Origin of the sequence: Halomicronema hongdechloris C2206 (genome assembly GCF_002075285.3) — a bacterium.
GTDB lineage: Bacteria > Cyanobacteriota > Cyanobacteriia > Phormidesmidales > Phormidesmidaceae > Halomicronema_B > Halomicronema_B hongdechloris.
Genome location: NZ_CP021983.2, coordinates 3,956,846 through 3,972,879, shown reverse-complemented (window position 1 = coordinate 3,972,879; position 16,034 = coordinate 3,956,846). Strand labels below are relative to the sequence as shown.

The 16,034-nt window shown below is 55.5% G+C and carries 15 protein-coding genes; 9 read left to right on the top strand and 6 right to left on the bottom strand.

What is annotated here, in order from left to right; translation table 11 throughout:
* Positions 1–33 precede the first annotated feature (33 nt).
* Positions 34–762, bottom strand: a complete 729-nt coding sequence (rpaB, locus tag XM38_RS17990) for a response regulator transcription factor RpaB (protein WP_088430592.1) — start codon at positions 760–762, stop codon at positions 34–36.
* A gap of 421 nt (positions 763–1,183) precedes the next feature.
* On the opposite strand from rpaB, the gene radA reads away from it, so the two are divergent.
* Positions 1,184–2,644 carry a DNA repair protein RadA gene (gene radA / locus XM38_RS17985; RefSeq protein WP_080806875.1) on the top strand — a complete coding sequence of 487 codons (1,461 nt, stop codon included), beginning with the start codon at positions 1,184–1,186 and terminating at the stop codon, positions 2,642–2,644.
* Here the strand turns inward: radA and XM38_RS17980 are convergent.
* The gene (locus XM38_RS17980) at positions 2,627–3,949 is read right to left on the bottom strand and encodes a serine hydrolase (RefSeq protein WP_080806873.1); all 1,323 of its coding nucleotides are present in this window, start codon (positions 3,947–3,949) and stop codon (positions 2,627–2,629) included. The genes radA and XM38_RS17980 overlap by 18 nt on opposite strands.
* Before the next feature lie 289 nt (positions 3,950–4,238).
* On the opposite strand from XM38_RS17980, the gene gatA reads away from it, so the two are divergent.
* From gatA to XM38_RS17965, 3 genes are all read left to right on the top strand, one after another.
* Entirely contained in the window at positions 4,239–5,711 is a 1,473-nt protein-coding gene (gene gatA / locus XM38_RS17975; protein ID WP_088430590.1) for an Asp-tRNA(Asn)/Glu-tRNA(Gln) amidotransferase subunit GatA, read from the top strand.
* A gap of 317 nt (positions 5,712–6,028) precedes the next feature.
* Entirely contained in the window at positions 6,029–6,610 is a 582-nt protein-coding gene (locus XM38_RS17970; RefSeq protein ID WP_080806871.1) for a YqaA family protein, read from the top strand.
* 22 nt (positions 6,611–6,632) lie between these two features.
* Positions 6,633–7,250 (top strand): exopolysaccharide biosynthesis protein, encoded by a 618-nt coding sequence (locus XM38_RS17965; protein WP_088430588.1) that lies wholly within the window; start codon positions 6,633–6,635, stop codon positions 7,248–7,250.
* Here XM38_RS17965 and XM38_RS17960 read toward each other — a convergent pair.
* Positions 7,247–7,765: a thylakoid membrane photosystem I accumulation factor gene (locus tag XM38_RS17960; protein WP_225889484.1), complete on the bottom strand. Its 519-nt coding sequence runs from the start codon at positions 7,763–7,765 to the stop codon at positions 7,247–7,249. The two genes, XM38_RS17965 and XM38_RS17960, sit on opposite strands and share 4 nt — an antisense overlap.
* A 407-nt stretch (positions 7,766–8,172) precedes the next feature.
* Positions 8,173–8,784, bottom strand: coding sequence for a hypothetical protein (locus tag XM38_RS17955; protein ID WP_080806867.1), 612 nt, complete (start codon positions 8,782–8,784; stop codon positions 8,173–8,175).
* Positions 8,785–8,910: 126 nt separating this feature from the next.
* Here XM38_RS17955 and ychF point away from each other — a divergent pair, with 126 nt between their 5' ends.
* The 3 genes from ychF to XM38_RS17940 all read left to right on the top strand — a co-directional run bounded on the left by ychF (position 8,911) and on the right by XM38_RS17940 (position 12,330).
* Complete coding sequence (gene ychF / locus XM38_RS17950) at positions 8,911–10,005, top strand: redox-regulated ATPase YchF (protein ID WP_080806865.1); 1,095 nt, start codon at positions 8,911–8,913, stop codon at positions 10,003–10,005.
* Between the two features lie 188 nt (positions 10,006–10,193).
* Positions 10,194–11,051: a GDSL-type esterase/lipase family protein gene (locus XM38_RS17945; protein WP_225889349.1), complete on the top strand. Its 858-nt coding sequence runs from the start codon at positions 10,194–10,196 to the stop codon at positions 11,049–11,051.
* 70 nt (positions 11,052–11,121) lie between these two features.
* Entirely contained in the window at positions 11,122–12,330 is a 1,209-nt protein-coding gene (locus XM38_RS17940) for a 4-hydroxy-3-methylbut-2-enyl diphosphate reductase (protein ID WP_080806863.1), read from the top strand.
* A 344-nt stretch (positions 12,331–12,674) separates the two neighbouring features.
* On the opposite strand, the gene XM38_RS17935 is transcribed toward XM38_RS17940, so the two are convergent.
* The gene (locus XM38_RS17935; RefSeq protein ID WP_080806861.1) at positions 12,675–13,064 is read right to left on the bottom strand and encodes a hypothetical protein; all 390 of its coding nucleotides are present in this window, start codon (positions 13,062–13,064) and stop codon (positions 12,675–12,677) included.
* A 129-nt stretch (positions 13,065–13,193) separates the two neighbouring features.
* On the opposite strand from XM38_RS17935, the gene queA reads away from it, so the two are divergent.
* Together queA and XM38_RS17925 are read left to right on the top strand one after the other, a co-directional pair.
* On the top strand, positions 13,194–14,309 hold the full coding sequence (gene queA / locus XM38_RS17930; protein ID WP_080806859.1) for a tRNA preQ1(34) S-adenosylmethionine ribosyltransferase-isomerase QueA: 1,116 nt from the start codon (positions 13,194–13,196) through the stop codon (positions 14,307–14,309).
* Positions 14,310–14,999: 690 nt separating this feature from the next.
* Entirely contained in the window at positions 15,000–15,689 is a 690-nt protein-coding gene (locus XM38_RS17925; protein ID WP_080806857.1) for a hypothetical protein, read from the top strand.
* A 30-nt stretch (positions 15,690–15,719) separates the two neighbouring features.
* Here XM38_RS17925 and secG read toward each other — a convergent pair whose 3' ends face one another.
* Positions 15,720–15,962, bottom strand: a complete 243-nt coding sequence (gene secG, locus XM38_RS17920) for a preprotein translocase subunit SecG (protein WP_080806855.1) — start codon at positions 15,960–15,962, stop codon at positions 15,720–15,722.
* Between the last annotated feature and the right edge of the window lie 72 nt (positions 15,963–16,034).

Sequence of the window (16,034 nt, the reverse complement as noted above, 5' to 3'; positions counted from 1 at the left end):
AAAGCTACAAAAACCTTAAGAAATTTTAGCAGACTACTCTTCGCCCGGTTCCACGATTCGTTGGAACAGGTAGCCGGTACCGCGGGCAGTGAGAATCAATTCAGGATTGCTGGGGTCATCTTCTAGCTTGGCCCGGAGCCGAGAGATATGAACATCCACTACCCGGGTATCCACGTGACGCTCTGGGGTATAGCCCCAGACTTCCTGCAAAATCTCAGAGCGAGAAAAGGGCTCACCAGAGCGGCTGACCAAGAGTTCTAGAAGGCTAAACTCCATGCCGGTCAGTCGAATCCGCTCGTCCCCCTTGTAGACTTGGCGCTTATTGGTATCGATGCGAATCGTATTGACGGTGATCACTCCAGAACTGGGGATACCAGTGCCACCGGTTTTATCCACCCGCCGCAGCACGGATCGAATCCGGGCTTCCAGTTCCTTGGGAGAAAAGGGCTTGACGACGTAGTCATCGGCTCCCAATTCTAGCCCGGTGATACGATCGGCCACATCCCCTAGGGCTGTGAGCATAATAATGGGGATATCTGACTCTTTACGCAGTTCCTGGCAGACGCCATAGCCATCTAACTTGGGCATCATCACATCCAGCACCACTAGGTCTGGATGGCTGGAGCGAAAGGTATCTAACGCCTCTTCACCATCTGCAGCCGTCACCACATCGTAGCCAATCATTGACAACCGGGTTTCTAAGATGCGGCGAATGCTTGCTTCGTCGTCAACGACCAGTATTTTTTCCTTTGTGTTTTCCAACGCTCTCTCAGCTCCCAACAGACGCTAATCTTCTCCAGGGGTTAACTGCTAATTTTGCTAATTTTGCATAATTAACTTTTAGTACTGCGATATTAAGATGTTACGGCATCTATCCCCATCTTGAGCCCCGAACAATCTCCTAAATGGAAGGTTTTCAGGGTTTTTTAAGGTTCCCCGAGCGCTTAATGGAGAGCATTGGATTGTTATATTTCTCAAGTGCGATCGCAAAATTGCAAAGACGATGGGGCTCATCCCGACTCCCCCTCCATGTCTCTATATTTGAGTAGCCAGGCTATCAGACTCTGCGAGTCTAGGGCGATCTCAGCTTAGTTAAGCGACCTCAGTGGCTCTCAACTCCAGAGCTAATGCTAGCTTCGGCTCCTGAGGCCCTAAGCTAGCTGGCCAGTGCGATACTGAACCCATGGCTAAATCTCGCTCTCTCTACGTTTGTAACCAGTGTGGGGCCGAGTCCTCTCAGTACTTTGGCCGCTGTCCTGTCTGCCACAGTTGGAACGCCCTAGTGGAGCAACCTCTGTCGCCCCAAACTGGGACGGGCCCTCGTCCGGCCAGCCGCCGTCACAAAGCTAAGGCTGACCCGGCCCAGCCACGGCAAGCGATTCCTCTGGACCAGGTGACCGAACATCCCCAAGCCCGTCTGGGATCAGGCTACCGGGAATTGGATCGGGTGCTGGGGGGTGGCATCGTACCAGGGTCTCTGGTGTTGCTGGGAGGCGATCCTGGCATCGGCAAATCCACCTTGCTGCTACAGGTGGCCCAACAGCTAGCGGCCACCACCTCGGTGTTATACGTCTGTGCGGAAGAATCTGGGCAACAACTGAAACTGCGTTGGCAACGGTTAACGGCGGCAGGCTCTGCCCCTCGGGATCAGCAGGCTTCATTGGGATCACAGCTCTACTTACTGCCAGAGACCGATTTGGAAACCATCCTGCTGGAGCTGGAGTCCCTGCAGCCCACCATCGCCATCATCGACAGCATTCAGGCGCTATATTACGGTGCTTTGACGTCGGCTCCGGGCTCGGTGGCTCAGGTGCGGGAATGCACCTCAGCCTTGATGCAGTTGGCCAAACGCCAGACAACGTCTCTATTTATCGTGGGTCATGTGACTAAGGAGGGGGCGATTGCCGGCCCCAAGGTGCTGGAGCATTTGGTGGATACGGTGCTCTATTTCGAGGGGGATCGCTTCGCTAGCCATCGACTGCTGCGGTCGGTGAAGAACCGATTTGGCGCCACCCACGAATTGGGCGTATTTGAGATGCGTGATCGCGGCCTGGCAGAGGTTAAGAATCCCTCGGCCCTGTTCTTGAGTAATCGGGATCAGCCGGTGCCGGGGATCTCCACCATCGTTGCCTGTGAGGGCACTCGGCCTTTGGTGGTGGAAATTCAGTCCCTGGTGAGTCCCACCAGCTATAGTTCTCCTCGGCGCTCGGCTACGGGCATTGAGTTTAATCGGTTGCTCCAGATTCTGGCGGTGCTGGAGAAGCGATTGGGCATTCCCCTCTCGAAGCTCGATGCCTATGTGGCCTCCTCGGGGGGGCTGAGTGTAGGGGAACCGGCGGCGGATCTGGGTGTCGCCGTGGCGGTGGTGGCCAGCTTTCGCGATCGCATGGTGGATCCAGGGCTGGTGTTAATCGGCGAGGTGGGCCTGGGCGGGCAGGTGCGACCCATTTCCCAGATGGAGTTGCGGCTGAAAGAAGCGGCTAAGTTGGGCTTTACTCGGGCCATCGTGCCCCAGGGCCAGGGCATGAGTCAGCCGCCCCTAGAGGTGATTCCGGTGGGACGGGTGATCGATGCGATCGCAACTGCCCTCACCCCCGCCAACCCAGACAGCAACGGCCATAACAGCTCAGGAGCCCTGGGCTAGGGGCGACCCTAACAGCGGCTCTCGGTAGAGCAGATAACTGACCACATCCCGCAGAATTTGCCGCAGCCGCCGCTGATTACCGCTGCGATCTAGGGTGACTGTCAGCAGGTAAACCTGACCATCAACCCGCACTGCTAAGGTCGAACCAATCACCTGAGAATTTTGGCCGGTCTTCTCCCCCAGCCAGGCCACCCGCTGCGCCGGAAACGCCCTCAGCGCCTCATAGCCAAAGTCACGATGGGTTTGGGTGGCTAGGGCTCGAATCAGGTGCTCGGCCCCCGGCACCCGACGGGCATATACAGACCGCATCAGGTCCGTCAGCTCCGCCGTGGTCAGGGTATTGGCGGCCCAGCCCATGTTCTGGGTGGGGGAGGTCTCGGCCCCCACCAGCTTGGTGCGCACCTGGATGGTGGCGAAGCCCTGCTGCTGCAGTGCTAGATTCAAGGTAGCCCAGCCCAAATAGTCGATTAACTGATTGGTGGCGATGTTGTTGCTTTCATCGATCATGCGGGCCATGACCTGACCTAAGGAATAATGACGGTCCACGAAGATGCGGGCCTGGGCCCCATTTTCCGTGAAGTTGTGGGGATCAATATAGATCGAGTCGCCCAGATCGCTAGCCGTCGCGGCTACCTGCTGCAGGAGCACGAAGGCGATGGGCATCTTAATCAGACTGGCCGGGCTGGCCGGGGGAACTTGGCCTTGGTGATGCCGGCAAGTCCCCATCAGTGGACAAACACTGATGCGCACGATCCTAGGCGATCCTAAGCGCCCTGCAATCTGCCCCAGCACATCGGCTTCGACGGCCTCCAGGCGCGCTGTCACCGCTGCCAGGCGAGTTGCGTAGAGACGCTGCTCATGGCTGGCTAGGGTGGCCAATGGGGAGGTGGGAGGGATAGTTTGCAACTGTGCGATCGCAGCTCGCCAGAGAAAGGCCTGCCGTTGCCAGACGAACTGTCCGTTGCCCCGCCCTACTTGCATGGCCACCGCCTGAGCTGCCAACCGGCGGGCAAGACCATAGGCATCGCGGGCCAAGGTATCCGATGGGGGTCGCCACCACTGGATGGCTGGACTCAAGGGATCAGCCGCGATGGCCATCTGTGTTGTCCCTGGCAGCGAGATCAATCTCACCGGAGCCAGCCCTGTTTCTGCTGGGCCTAGAGACTGTGGCAAATCGCGGGTCTGGACATGACTGGAGGGGGCCAAAGACATGGCCCTGAGCACCAGGGGATAGCAGGCGGCCAACACCAGCCCCCCGATCCCTGCCTTGGCTACCCATCGCGACTCGCTCCCAACCCAGACCATTTCCTCATCCTCATCTTTTTAGGGCCTATCCCTAGGCCAACCCAGTCCCGTGGAACGCCTTGAACCCGGCCCGCAGTGACGACTCAATCCTGGCGAGAGAGGCCCGCCCTCATCTAGCTCCGCCAGGACTTGCTGATTACCATAGAGGCTACTTCCCGGCCATGGTGTTTGGCACGATACCCGCGGTCGCCCTTTAGGGAAATCTAGGCCTCCAGGCCGGAAGCCGATACGCCCTTGCCAAACCTCTTTATACTGATATCTTGGTGCCGCATTGCCGAAGGAGCCCCCGATGTCCTTGATTCGCGAACTGCATCAGCAACTGGTCAATAAAGAACGCTCGGCAGTTGAGATTACCCAGGAATATCTGGCTCAGCTAGAGCAACTGGAACCCACCGTAAACAGCTTTTTGACCGTCACTGGCGAGCTAGCCTTGGCCCAAGCCCAACAGGTAGACGTCCAGCTCGCGGCCGGAGAGTCCCTGGGGTTACTCAGCGGCATCCCATTGGGATTGAAAGATAACCTCTGTACCCACGGCATCCGCACCACCTGTGCCTCCAAGGTGTTGGGCAATTTTGTCCCCCCTTACGAGTCCACCGTGACCCAACGCCTGGCCCAAGCGGGAGCCATCTGCCTGGGCAAGACCAATCTGGATGAGTTTGCCATGGGCAGCTCCACGGAGAATTCTGCCTATCAACTGACGGCTAATCCTTGGGATCCCCAACGGGTACCAGGAGGGTCTTCTGGAGGATCCGCCGCCGCCGTTGCCGCCGGCGAATGTGTAGCGGCCCTGGGGTCCGACACCGGCGGCTCCATTCGGCAGCCGGCCTCCTTTTGCGGCATCGTCGGGCTGAAGCCGACCTATGGTCGGGTGTCTCGCTATGGCCTGGTAGCCTATGCCTCTTCCCTCGATCAGATCGGTCCCCTGGCTTACACCGTCGAGGATGCTGCCATTCTGTTGCAGGCGGTTGCTGGCCACGATTCCCGGGATGCCACCAGTATTCCCCAACCGGTGCCCGACTACGGTCAGGCCCTGCGGCCTCGCCTGAACCAACGCAGCAAGCGACGCATCGGCGTGATTCAGGAGACCTTCGGCAGTGGCCTAGACCCGGTGGTGCAGGCAGCGGTAGAAAAGGCAATTCAGCAGTTGCAGGAGCTGGGGGCCGAGATTCAAGTCATTTCCTGTCCCCGCTTTCGCTATGGCCTACCGGCCTACTACATCATTGCCCCCTCTGAAGCCTCTTCCAACCTGGCCCGTTATGACGGCGTCAAGTATGGTCTGCGCACTGACGACACTAGTTTGATGTCGATGTACACCCGGACCCGAGCCCAGGGATTTGGGGCCGAGGTGAAACGGCGGATCATGATTGGCACCTACGCCCTCTCGGCAGGCTACTATGACGCCTACTATCTCAAGGCCCAGAAGGTACGGACCCTGATCAAACAAGACTTCGAGAATGCCTTCAATCAGGTGGATGTGTTGGTGTGTCCCACCTCGCCCACCACTGCCTTCCAGGCCGGTGAAAAAACCGATGATCCCCTGGGTATGTATCTGTCTGACTTGATGACGATCCCGGTAAACCTAGCCGGTTTGCCGGCCATGAGTTTGCCCTGCGGCTTTGATGAGCAAGGGTTGCCCATCGGCCTACAGCTCATCAGTAATGTGCTGCGGGAGGATCTGCTGTTCGAGGTGGGCTATGCCTATGAGCAGGCTACCGAGTGGCATCGCCGCCGCCCTCGCCTCAATGGTCCATCTAACAGCTGATCCCCTTAGTCCTCGCCCTCCCTAGACCGAGATATCTCCAAGAAGTTGTGATGAAGTGCGATCGCATCTGCTTGTCAGGTCTAGGAAGCCATTTGTTAGATTAAATTTTGTCAAGTCTAGGCTAATGTGCCGAGACAGCAGTAAGCAGGCAGAACGGGAAATCCCTCTATCTCTATGGAGGCATCATTTCTGCCCCAGAATACGTAAGTGGCTCACGGTAGTTGTTGGGCAACGGCACCCTGGGCCGATATTGGCACTGACAGATCCTTCGTTAGGCTTGACTCAATCGTAGAGGCCCATTCTCAGCTGTCTACCCTATGTTAAAGCGCGGCTACCACTGGATCGCTGGCCTGAGCCACACGCCCTATGGCGAGGCGGCTCTGTTTCTCATTGCCCTGGCGGAGTCCTCATTTTTCCCGATTCCCCCGGATGTGCTGCTATTGGCCCTCTGTGCTGGTCAGCCGCAACGCTCCCTACGCTTTGCTGCCAGCTGCGGCATCGGGTCAGTGCTAGGAGGCATCCTCGGCTATACCATCGGCTGGATAGCCTTCGACAGCCTGGGTCAACCCCTACTGCAGCTCTACGATCCCCAACAGGATGTCTTTGCCCAAATAGAAACGCTCTATCAAACCTGGGGCTTCTGGGGGGTATTGGCGGCGGCAATCACCCCCATCCCTTATAAGGTCTTTACCATTGCCTCTGGCGTGTTCCACTTCAGCCTGCCCCAGTTTATCTTGGCCTCCCTGATCGGCCGCAATCTCCGCTTTTTCCTGGTCGGCGGGTTGATGTATTGGGGCGGTCCTCGATTTCAGCAGTGGTTGGAAGCGTCCTTCGACACCGTCGCTTGGAGCGCTCTGGCGGTGATGGTAATCGGCATTGTCGCCGTACATTTCTTATAACCTCATCCTATGGCAACCCTCTATGGCCAAACTCTCTGTCGAACTCAATCGCTTTTTTTTTGTCGAATCCCGGGCCCCTAAGGTCACCCTGGCCGACATCTTAACCCTAGCCGGTGAGCGTACCTTCGGATTTCTATTTGTGCTCCTATCACTGCCGTCGGCCCTGCCGATCCCGGCCCCAGGCTATTCCATTCCCTTCGGGATTGTGATGCTGTTGCTGGCCATTCAGTTAATTGTCGGGGCCGTGCACCCCTGGTTCCCGGCCAGTTGGCAGACCAAGGGCTTTGATTTGAAGCAGATCCAGTCAGTGGTCAAAACCGGCACCCCCTGGCTACGGCGCATCGAGGCTATCTCTCGCCCGCTCAGTTACATCTGCACCAGCTTGCCAGGGCGCATCGTCATCGGCGGTGCGATCGCATTGATGGCCATGTCCATGATGATCCCCATCCCCGGCACCAACACTTTGCCAGCCATCGGTATTTTCGTCACCGGTTTCGGGCTGCTCGATGACGACGGAGCCATTAGTCTTGGGGGGCTAGTGCTCTGTGCCATGGGCGGCACTCTCTCGGTTTTGATCCTTATCTTTGGCTACGAGGCCGTCAAAGCCAGCATCGAGGTCGTTCGTAGCTTCATCTTTTAGGAGTCCACCAACTCTGAATTCACTTCGTTCACCGGCCGCCGTCGCAATTCTTCCGACTCCGAACGGGGCAGTAAGTCAAACAGCTCCCGTAGCTCATCATCGATGGCCTCATAGGCAACGATGCCGGTTTTATTCAGCAGCACCGTGCCCTGGCCATCCAACAGTACTGTCTGGGGCACTGCCCCCTCGAAGTAATAGCCCGGCTCCGTAGGAGCATACTCCTGCTTCACCGGAATCGAATCCGCCATAACCGGCACAAAACTCACCACCCGACCATAGGGGGCCTGCAGCTGCGAGATCACCGACGAAAATTGCTTACAGTCCTTACTGTCATCCACATACAACACCAGCAGCGTCGGCCTTTCCTGCTGTAAGGACTGGGCTAAAGACACCCGTGGTGGCACCAAGGAGCCATTACCCGCGTAGAGGGCGAAGATGTTGCCATCGTAGTGGTCGTCATCGAGCCCAGCCCAAGCCGGACTGCCTAGCCCTAGCCAGCTACCCAGTACCAGCATCCCTAGCACCAACCAGGATGCCAACCGGTTTCGCCAACGGCAATTGTTTGCAAGACCCATCACTCTCTCCGAAACAGCGTCCTCTTCTATTAGGCCATAGAACGAGACGATGGGGAGGGGAGAGGGGGAAGGAAGAAGGAAGAAGGAAGAAGGAAGAAGGAAAAAGCCCCTCGCCTCCTTGCCGATGCGACGCGATCTAGCGCCGCTGATCGACATGCCCTGCCGCGGGGTCCAGGGCGGTAGTTCGACTGCGCTCACCACAAGCGGAACGCCCTGGTCGTCGGAGTCCGAGGGGATCTCGTTCCCCTCGGGTGAGTACTCTGAGCTACCCAACTCAGCGTAGTCTTATCGGGAGCCACCGCCGTTGAGCAACCATCTCTGCCGCGGGGTTCAGGGAGAGTAAAGCCTCAACTTTCCTGAAAGCTTTGAATTATATCTTGCAAGGTCTCTTGATTCTCCTCAAACCGGTCGGCGGCGGACCAAGCCACAATTTGGTAATAATGGGTGTCGCTTACCACCGTGGTATGGAGATAGACCAGAGATTGGTCTCGATATTCACCATGGATCTCATATTGCACGCCAGACAGACCACTCTCTAAGCTGACACTGGTTTTAACTTCTCGCTCTGGTTGGCTATCTAGGCCATTGACAATGGCGCGTTTATAGGTCAAGGCATTGTCTTCCAAGCCGCTATAGCTGACCGCTGAGATGGCCTCAGATAGGACGATCACATAAGCCTCTTGCTCTGGATTACCCGCCTCTAACTCGGCGCTGTCATGGAGACGAGCGTCCGGTTGCCATCCCGTCGGCACCTTGATTTGTAACCGTCCTTGCCCATCTCGCAGCTGTTGCCAATCCTCTGAGAGGGTCGTCAGGGTTTGGGTGCCCGTAGCGGGCGGCACCTCGTTATCTCCTCCCGAGCCAGGCCAGGCAATGTTCCAATCCGAGGCACACCCGACCACTACTGGACTCAATAATGCCACGATTAGCCATCGCCGTGCTGCTGCTAAGACTCCCATAACCACCCCTTACTCCCTGAAATACCCTCTCATCCTAAAGTGTGTGGGCTCCAGGGAGTCCGGTCAACTCCTAGGGCCTCGACTCCGTTACAGTAGTTGGGTGACCCTGCAAATTTTCCATGTCCCATGCTGAGAGCCGGAATCGTCGGACTACCCAATGTTGGCAAATCGACCCTCTTCAATGCCCTAGTGGCCAATGCCAAGGCCCAAGCGGCCAACTTCCCCTTCTGTACCATTGACCCCAATGTGGGTGTGGTGGCAGTGCCGGACGAGCGCCTACAGGCCCTAGCTCAACTGTCTGAATCGGCAGATATTGTCCCGGCCCGGGTTGAATTTGTGGACATCGCCGGTCTTGTCCAGGGCGCCAGCCAAGGAGAAGGTCTAGGCAACCAATTCCTAGCCAACATCCGAGAAGTTGATGCTGTGGTGCATGTGGTGCGGTGTTTCGAGAGCGACGGCATCGTGCATGTGGCTGGGGCGGTAGGGCCGGCTCGAGATATTGAGGTGATTAATCTAGAATTGGCCCTCTCCGATTTGGCTCAGCTAGAACGCCGGATCGAGCGGGTGCGTAAACAGGCGAAGGCCGATAAGCAGGCTCGGGGGGAGTTGGAGCTCTTAGAGGCAAAACTGTTGCCGGTTTTAAATCAGGGGAAACCAGCCCGCTTGGTAGACCTCAATGACGATGAGGAGGCCCTAATTAAGCCCCTGGGATTATTGACTCGCAAACCAGTAATCTACGCTGCCAACGTCTCGGAGGATGATCTGGCCTCCGGCAATGACTGGGTGGAGCAGGTCAAGCAGATTGCAGTGGCCGAAGGTGCTCAGGTGGTGGTGGTTTCCGCCCAAGTGGAGGCAGAACTGATTGAGTTGCCACCGGAAGACCGAGATGACTTTTTGATCTCGCTGGGAGTTGAGGAAGGCGGCCTGATGTCACTGATTCGAGCCACCTATGATCTATTGGGATTGCGAACCTACTTTACCACAGGCCCCAAGGAGACTCGAGCCTGGACTATCACGGCCGGGATGTTGGCTCCCCAAGCGGCTGGGGTGATCCACAGTGATTTTGAGCGCGGCTTTATCCGAGCTGAAACCATTGCCTATGAGGATCTGGTGGCGGTAGGTTCCATGACGGCGGCGAAGGACAAGGGCCTCGTTCGCAGTGAAGGAAAAGAGTACGTGGTGCAGGAAGGGGATGTCATGCTTTTCCGCTTTAACGTGTAGTTGCGATGTTGCCACTGACCCCTGTCATTGATGCCTGCCATTGATGATTCCAGGGGTCTGGTCTAGTCTCTTAGGCTGTCCGGATAAGCCGTCTTTTCTCCCTAGTCGGCCCCGAAAAATCCCTCTAGAATTTGAGCCAGCAGTGCCCACATAAAGGCAGCCGGGAATCAGCAAAGGAGATAAGGACATTGGCTCGATCTAGGTATCCCCTGAAGGTCGTGAAGGGATTGGCACGTCGGTTGCAACTGGTGCCTACGTGGGCCTTGCTATCCCTGGCGATGAATGGGGTGTTGTTTGTGGCGGTGCTGGTGGCTTTATCCCAACGGCCAGAGCCGGTTACCCCGTCGTCGTCAATGCGGCCGCCAAGCGCTAATGCGGCGGCTAAGGAGGAATCCAGTGAGCCTGCCCAGTTAGGGCGGCGTCATCAATTGACCTATCAACAGTGGCTGTCTCTGCTGCAACAGGAGGCTGATGCGATCGCATCGCGAGACCTAGACCGCCAGACGGTACTCCTGGGCGATTCTCTCAGTCTTTGGTTTCCGCCAGAGCTCTTGCCTGGCTACCGCACCTGGATTAACCAAGGCATCTCCGGCGAAACCTCAGCTGGGCTGCTACAACGGCTTAACCTGCTAGATGACCTAGACCCCGACGTCATTTTCCTGATGATCGGCATCAACGATTTAATCTGGGGAGTGCCCGAAGCCGAGGTAGTCCAAAACAGCCGCGATATTATTCGGCATCTGCGCCGCCACCATCCCCAGGCCCGCATTGTCCTGCAATCGATCTTGCCCCATGGCGCAGAACAGGCCACCTGGGAAGGCCGCGAGCGATTGTTGGTGTTGCCTAACACCCGCATCCAAGCCATCAATGCCGAATTTCGTCACCTGGCTAGGAACTATAGCATCGATTACCTCGATCTCTATCCCCTCTTTGCCGACGGCGATGGTGCCCTCCGAGCCCATCTGACCACCGATGGCTTACATCTAAACCGACAGGGCTACTTGGTCTGGCGCACGGCCATCGCCCTGACATTGCAGCAGGATTAATCACCCAATTGCCAATTCTGGGTAGATCACCCGTTATCCTAGGTAACGTGCAGACATGCCGTGAGGGGTCATGGATACTAAAGCATTCAAGCGCTCGCTACAGAAGTCTGAAAAATACTTCCGCCAGGGCTTTGGCCATGACAGCGACGTGGCCGGTCAGATGCAGACGGAATATAACAGCAGCCTGATTCAGACGATTCGGGATAACCAGTACACCCTCACCCGTGGTGATGTCACCATCAAGTTAGCCGAGGCCTTTGGCTTCTGCTGGGGGGTCGAGCGGGCGGTAGCCATGGCCTACGAGACTCGGCAACAGTTTCCTTGCGATCGCATCTGGATCACCAACGAAATCATTCACAATCCTGGCGTTAACCAGCGCCTGCAGCAGATGCGAGTCAACTTCATTGAGGTCAAAGACGGCCAGAAAGACTTCTCCGTCGTCGGCCCCGGGGACGTCGTCATCCTGCCCGCCTTTGGAGCCAGTGTCCAAGAAATGCAGTTACTCAACGACAACGGCTGCACCATCGTCGACACCACCTGTCCTTGGGTCTCTAAGGTGTGGAACACCGTCGAAAAGCACAAGAAAAAAGACTACACCTCCATCATTCATGGCAAATACAACCACGAAGAAACCATCGCGACCAGTTCCTTCGCCCATAAATATTTAGTCGTCCTCAACCTCGAAGAAGCTCAGTACGTGGCCGACTACATCCTCCATGGAGGCGACCGAGATACCTTCTTAGCCAAATTTAAGAACGCCTATTCCCAGGGCTTTGATCCCGACACCGATTTACAACAGGTCGGGATCGCCAACCAAACCACCATGCTCAAGGGCGAAACCGAGCAAATCGGTAAGCTCTTTGAGCGCACCATGCTGGAAAAGTACGGCCCTCTCCATCTAAACGAGCACTTTCTCAGCTTTAACACCATCTGTGATGCCACCCAGGAGCGACAAGATGCCATGTTCGGCCTGGTAGATCAGCCCCTAGATCTCATGGTGGTCATCGGTGGCTACAATTCCTCCAACACGACCCACCTGCAAGAAATCGCCATTGATCGAAATATTCCTTCGTATCACATCGACAGTGCCAGCCGCATCGGTCCCGGCAACCGGATCGAACACAAGCGGCTCCACGGCGACCTGACTGTAGACGATCCCTGGCTGCCCGACGGTCCGATTACAGTAGGCATCACTTCCGGTGCCTCCACCCCAGATCGTTCTGTAGAGGAAACCATCGAACACATCTTCGAACTGAAAGCGAGTCTACCCGTCAGCTGAGCCATGGTCGGCGGCCTGTTGCAGTAAGATAGCATCCAAAGCATCCAACCCCTGTAGGCTACGCCTGAACCATACCTATATTTCCTTGGCCCTGTCGGACTTGAGGCGGATAAGGAGCTAAGACCAGACACAGTTTAACCAAACCTCTCTGATCCTAGGCAAGAATATAGGCTCGCCATGAAGAAACGTTAGGCTTCTGGGTAAGATCCGGTTATGCGGTGAAAACCAAAAGGTTCAGGCTAGCTACGCCTGACTTTCTAGACGATCCCGCTTTCGAACTAACTGCCAAGCCAAATTGCCTGCATAAACCGAATAATAGAGTGAGGATTCTCACTAACAAGCGTCTAGGCAAGAGTCTCTGGGCAGTATCCCAATCCCATCACAAACTGACGGCGAAAGGCCTCGATTTCATCCCGATCCGGCTTACCGTGGGACACAATCGCCACTTGATACCGTCGCATGACATCCACTGGTGACTGGCCAGTTTCCAAACCCCATAATGCCATGCGAACCCGGATGCCTGGATCGTGAGAGATACCCAACTCGTTCAGATAGGCACGAAAGTCTTCTGCATCCGACGTCGCCATTGTGGCACTCATCTTGACCTTAATAATCCACCCGTCAATCTGATGAACCACCGTCATAAACTCTAGAGGAAGCCGCGGAGTCCCTAGCAAATGCTCAACCACCCTTAAGCAGAGACTGGCGTTGGCAAGATAGTAGGTATATTCCATCGTTTCACTTCCAGCGGGTGCTACATTTCTATTGTCGTGGCTTATCGAGTTACTCCCTAGGGGAAAAGCCCGCTCCCTGACCTAGGGGTTCTCCCCAATCTCCTGGCTTTTTCCCGAATTCCCTAGCCCATGAGTGATCCCAAGCACCAATCCCCGCATTCATCAATCTCTAATCATCACTCCCTTGCGGCTTACCACTACGTCTTACCCCCCGAGTGCATCGCCCAGACTCCAGCCCGTCCTAGAGACCATTCGCGGTTACTAGCCGTTACCTCACCCACCCAACATCAGCACCATCGGTTTCGCGACTTGCCCGACCTCTTGCAGCCGGGCGATCTGCTGATACTCAACGATACTCAGGTGATCCCAGCCCGTCTATGGGGCCACAAGCCTGCGGGAGCAGCGGTTGAGGTATTACTCTTAGAACCCCAGAAAACTGATCGATGGCTAGCGCTGGTGAAACCAGGTCGGCGCCTAAAGCCAGGAGCCACGATCCATTTTGGTAGCAAGGACTCAGAGCCTGACTTAATTGCTCAGGTGATTGCCACCGATGCCGATACAAATGGTCGGTGGCTGCAATTCACGACTCCTAAGCAAGATTCCTTAGAAACAGTGTTACAACGGCTAGGCCAAGTCCCCCTGCCCCCGTACATTACCCACACCGATATCCCTGCTGAGCACTATCAGACCATTTACGCCGAGAAACCTGGCGCAGTAGCAGCCCCAACTGCCGGACTTCACTTTACTCCAGAGCTGTTTGCTCGCCTCGATCAAGCCGGTATCCAACGGGCGTTCATCACCCTGCATGTCGGGGTCGGGACCTTTCGCCCTGTGGAAACCGACAACATTACTCAACACACCATGCACAGTGAATGGGTAGATGTTCCCCCATCAGTGGTCAAGAAAATTCAAACTACCCATGCCCGCGGTCATCGGGTCATTGCCGTCGGCACCACTGTCGTCCGAGCCTTAGAGGGAGCCGCCCAATCAGGTACCCTGAGACCATTTCGTGGCAAAACTAATCTATTCATTTATCCCGGCTATAAATGGCAGGTTATCGACGGGTTAATCACCAACTTTCACTTACCGGGCTCTAGTCTACTCATGCTTGTCAGTGCTCTTATCGGTAGACAGCGTCTCCTTGGTCTTTACCAAGAAGCTATCACGTCAGGCTATCGTTTCTATTCCTTCGGAGATGCCATGATAATTTTGCCCACAGCATTAACACATCATAAATTTAGCTAAATTGGCTATCTAGCTGTCAGTTTTTGATGACTTTGGCGCTAAGCTATAAATAGGTTTTTACTCGACAGATGTTGCTGTCTTCATCTAACTTAAGCCCGTTGAAGCCTGGTTCGTCTAGGCCCTTATCGGCTAAACCAGTTCGGGCTTTGAGCTGATGAGATGCCACAAAGGAGTCTTTGTAGCCGTTAAGAGCGCTGACCTCTCTAGGAAAGCTAGGGGCGCACACCCCAAGGTAGCAACTAGGGCTGATCAGGTATGTGCTTACCTACAGGTAATTGTTTCCTCCACACCTACGTTGGCCCAGAATTGGGGTTGTCAGAATAGTATCTTGACGGCAGACATTGCCTAAATCATCAGGATTCTCTTGGCTTCTGTCGTATAGGGAATCGTTGGGAAGCCCTCTCAAGGGGGACTGATCACCACATGGTAAGACAATGGGCTCCAAGCTGATGGGGCACGGCCATGGGCAGCTACCCCCAAAGAGAGGGATAAGAGCTAACGGGGCCCTAGATCCCTGGACTGGGAAGGTTTTGTGAGCCGAGTTACTTAGGGCTCTTGCATGGCTCGATTTGGCTCTACTTAACGGCACCCAACCATTAGCCGCAGCTGCTATTGGTACTGAGATACCGAGTCGTTGAGACTGACTTGTACTTTCAATCCAGAGCTATCGTGAACGCATAGGAACCCCAAATGGGAGGTCATCATTATCAATCCATCAATCTGATCGGGATTTCTGTCACTAGTCTACTGACGCTAGCGGGGTGTACCTATTCCCTGTCTTCAGAAACCCCGCCTGGCGATGACGTCATCCAAACCACGCACCGTGTTGAAATACCTGAGGAGAAATCATCTCCCTCGGGCTCAGAACAGCCCCTCAGGGAGACCACTGCCACCAAAGTTCTAGACTTCGATATCTGCCGAGATCTTCCCCGTTGGCAACGTCTACCCGAAGCGGAACAGATGCAGGCGTTGGAAGCGTTGCCTCGCTATGGAGCGGCCATTTATGACGAACCACTCAGCCCGGTGATTCAATCATTTTGGCAGCATAGAGCATTCTCGTTTACCACTTATGGTCTCAGTGCCCGGATGGAGCCCCTATACTTTTCCGGACTTTGGACCGTTCAAGATGATATTTGGAGCTGCTATGAGAATGGGCAACCTGAGCAGATAAATGCCGGTAGGCTGGCTGAGGTTTGGCTGATCGGCTACCACATTCAGTCCCTAGAGTGGCTTGGGGATCGCTACATTATGTCAGTTGAGCCACGGGCAAGTGGATTTCAGCTAATACATTTTTCCAGGCAGGAACAATCAGATACCTTGCCAATAACCATCTCGACCACCCATGACACTGAGGTATCAATCTACTCAGGGGATTGGTGATCTGTAGTTAATTGATTTGACGTCGCGCCCTCAACTGATCCCTTGTTCTAACCATCCAGCACTAATGATGACCGTCAGGCCCATAAATAGTACGGTTAAGGTCCAAGTCACGCGATTGAGGGTAGTCTCAGCACTCTTAGTACTGGTGAAGAGTTGAGCCTGGCCACCTAGGGCACCTAGCCCGTCTCCTTTGGGGCTATGCAAAAGGACAAGGACTGTCAATCCAACGGCGGATACAGCCCAAATAGCTCGTAGAATAAGAGTAGTTGTCATAATGGGCTCCTAGAATCACTAAGCTCAGGTCAGGTTGCTATATAGAGACTATGAGTGGGGCAAGCTTCGAAA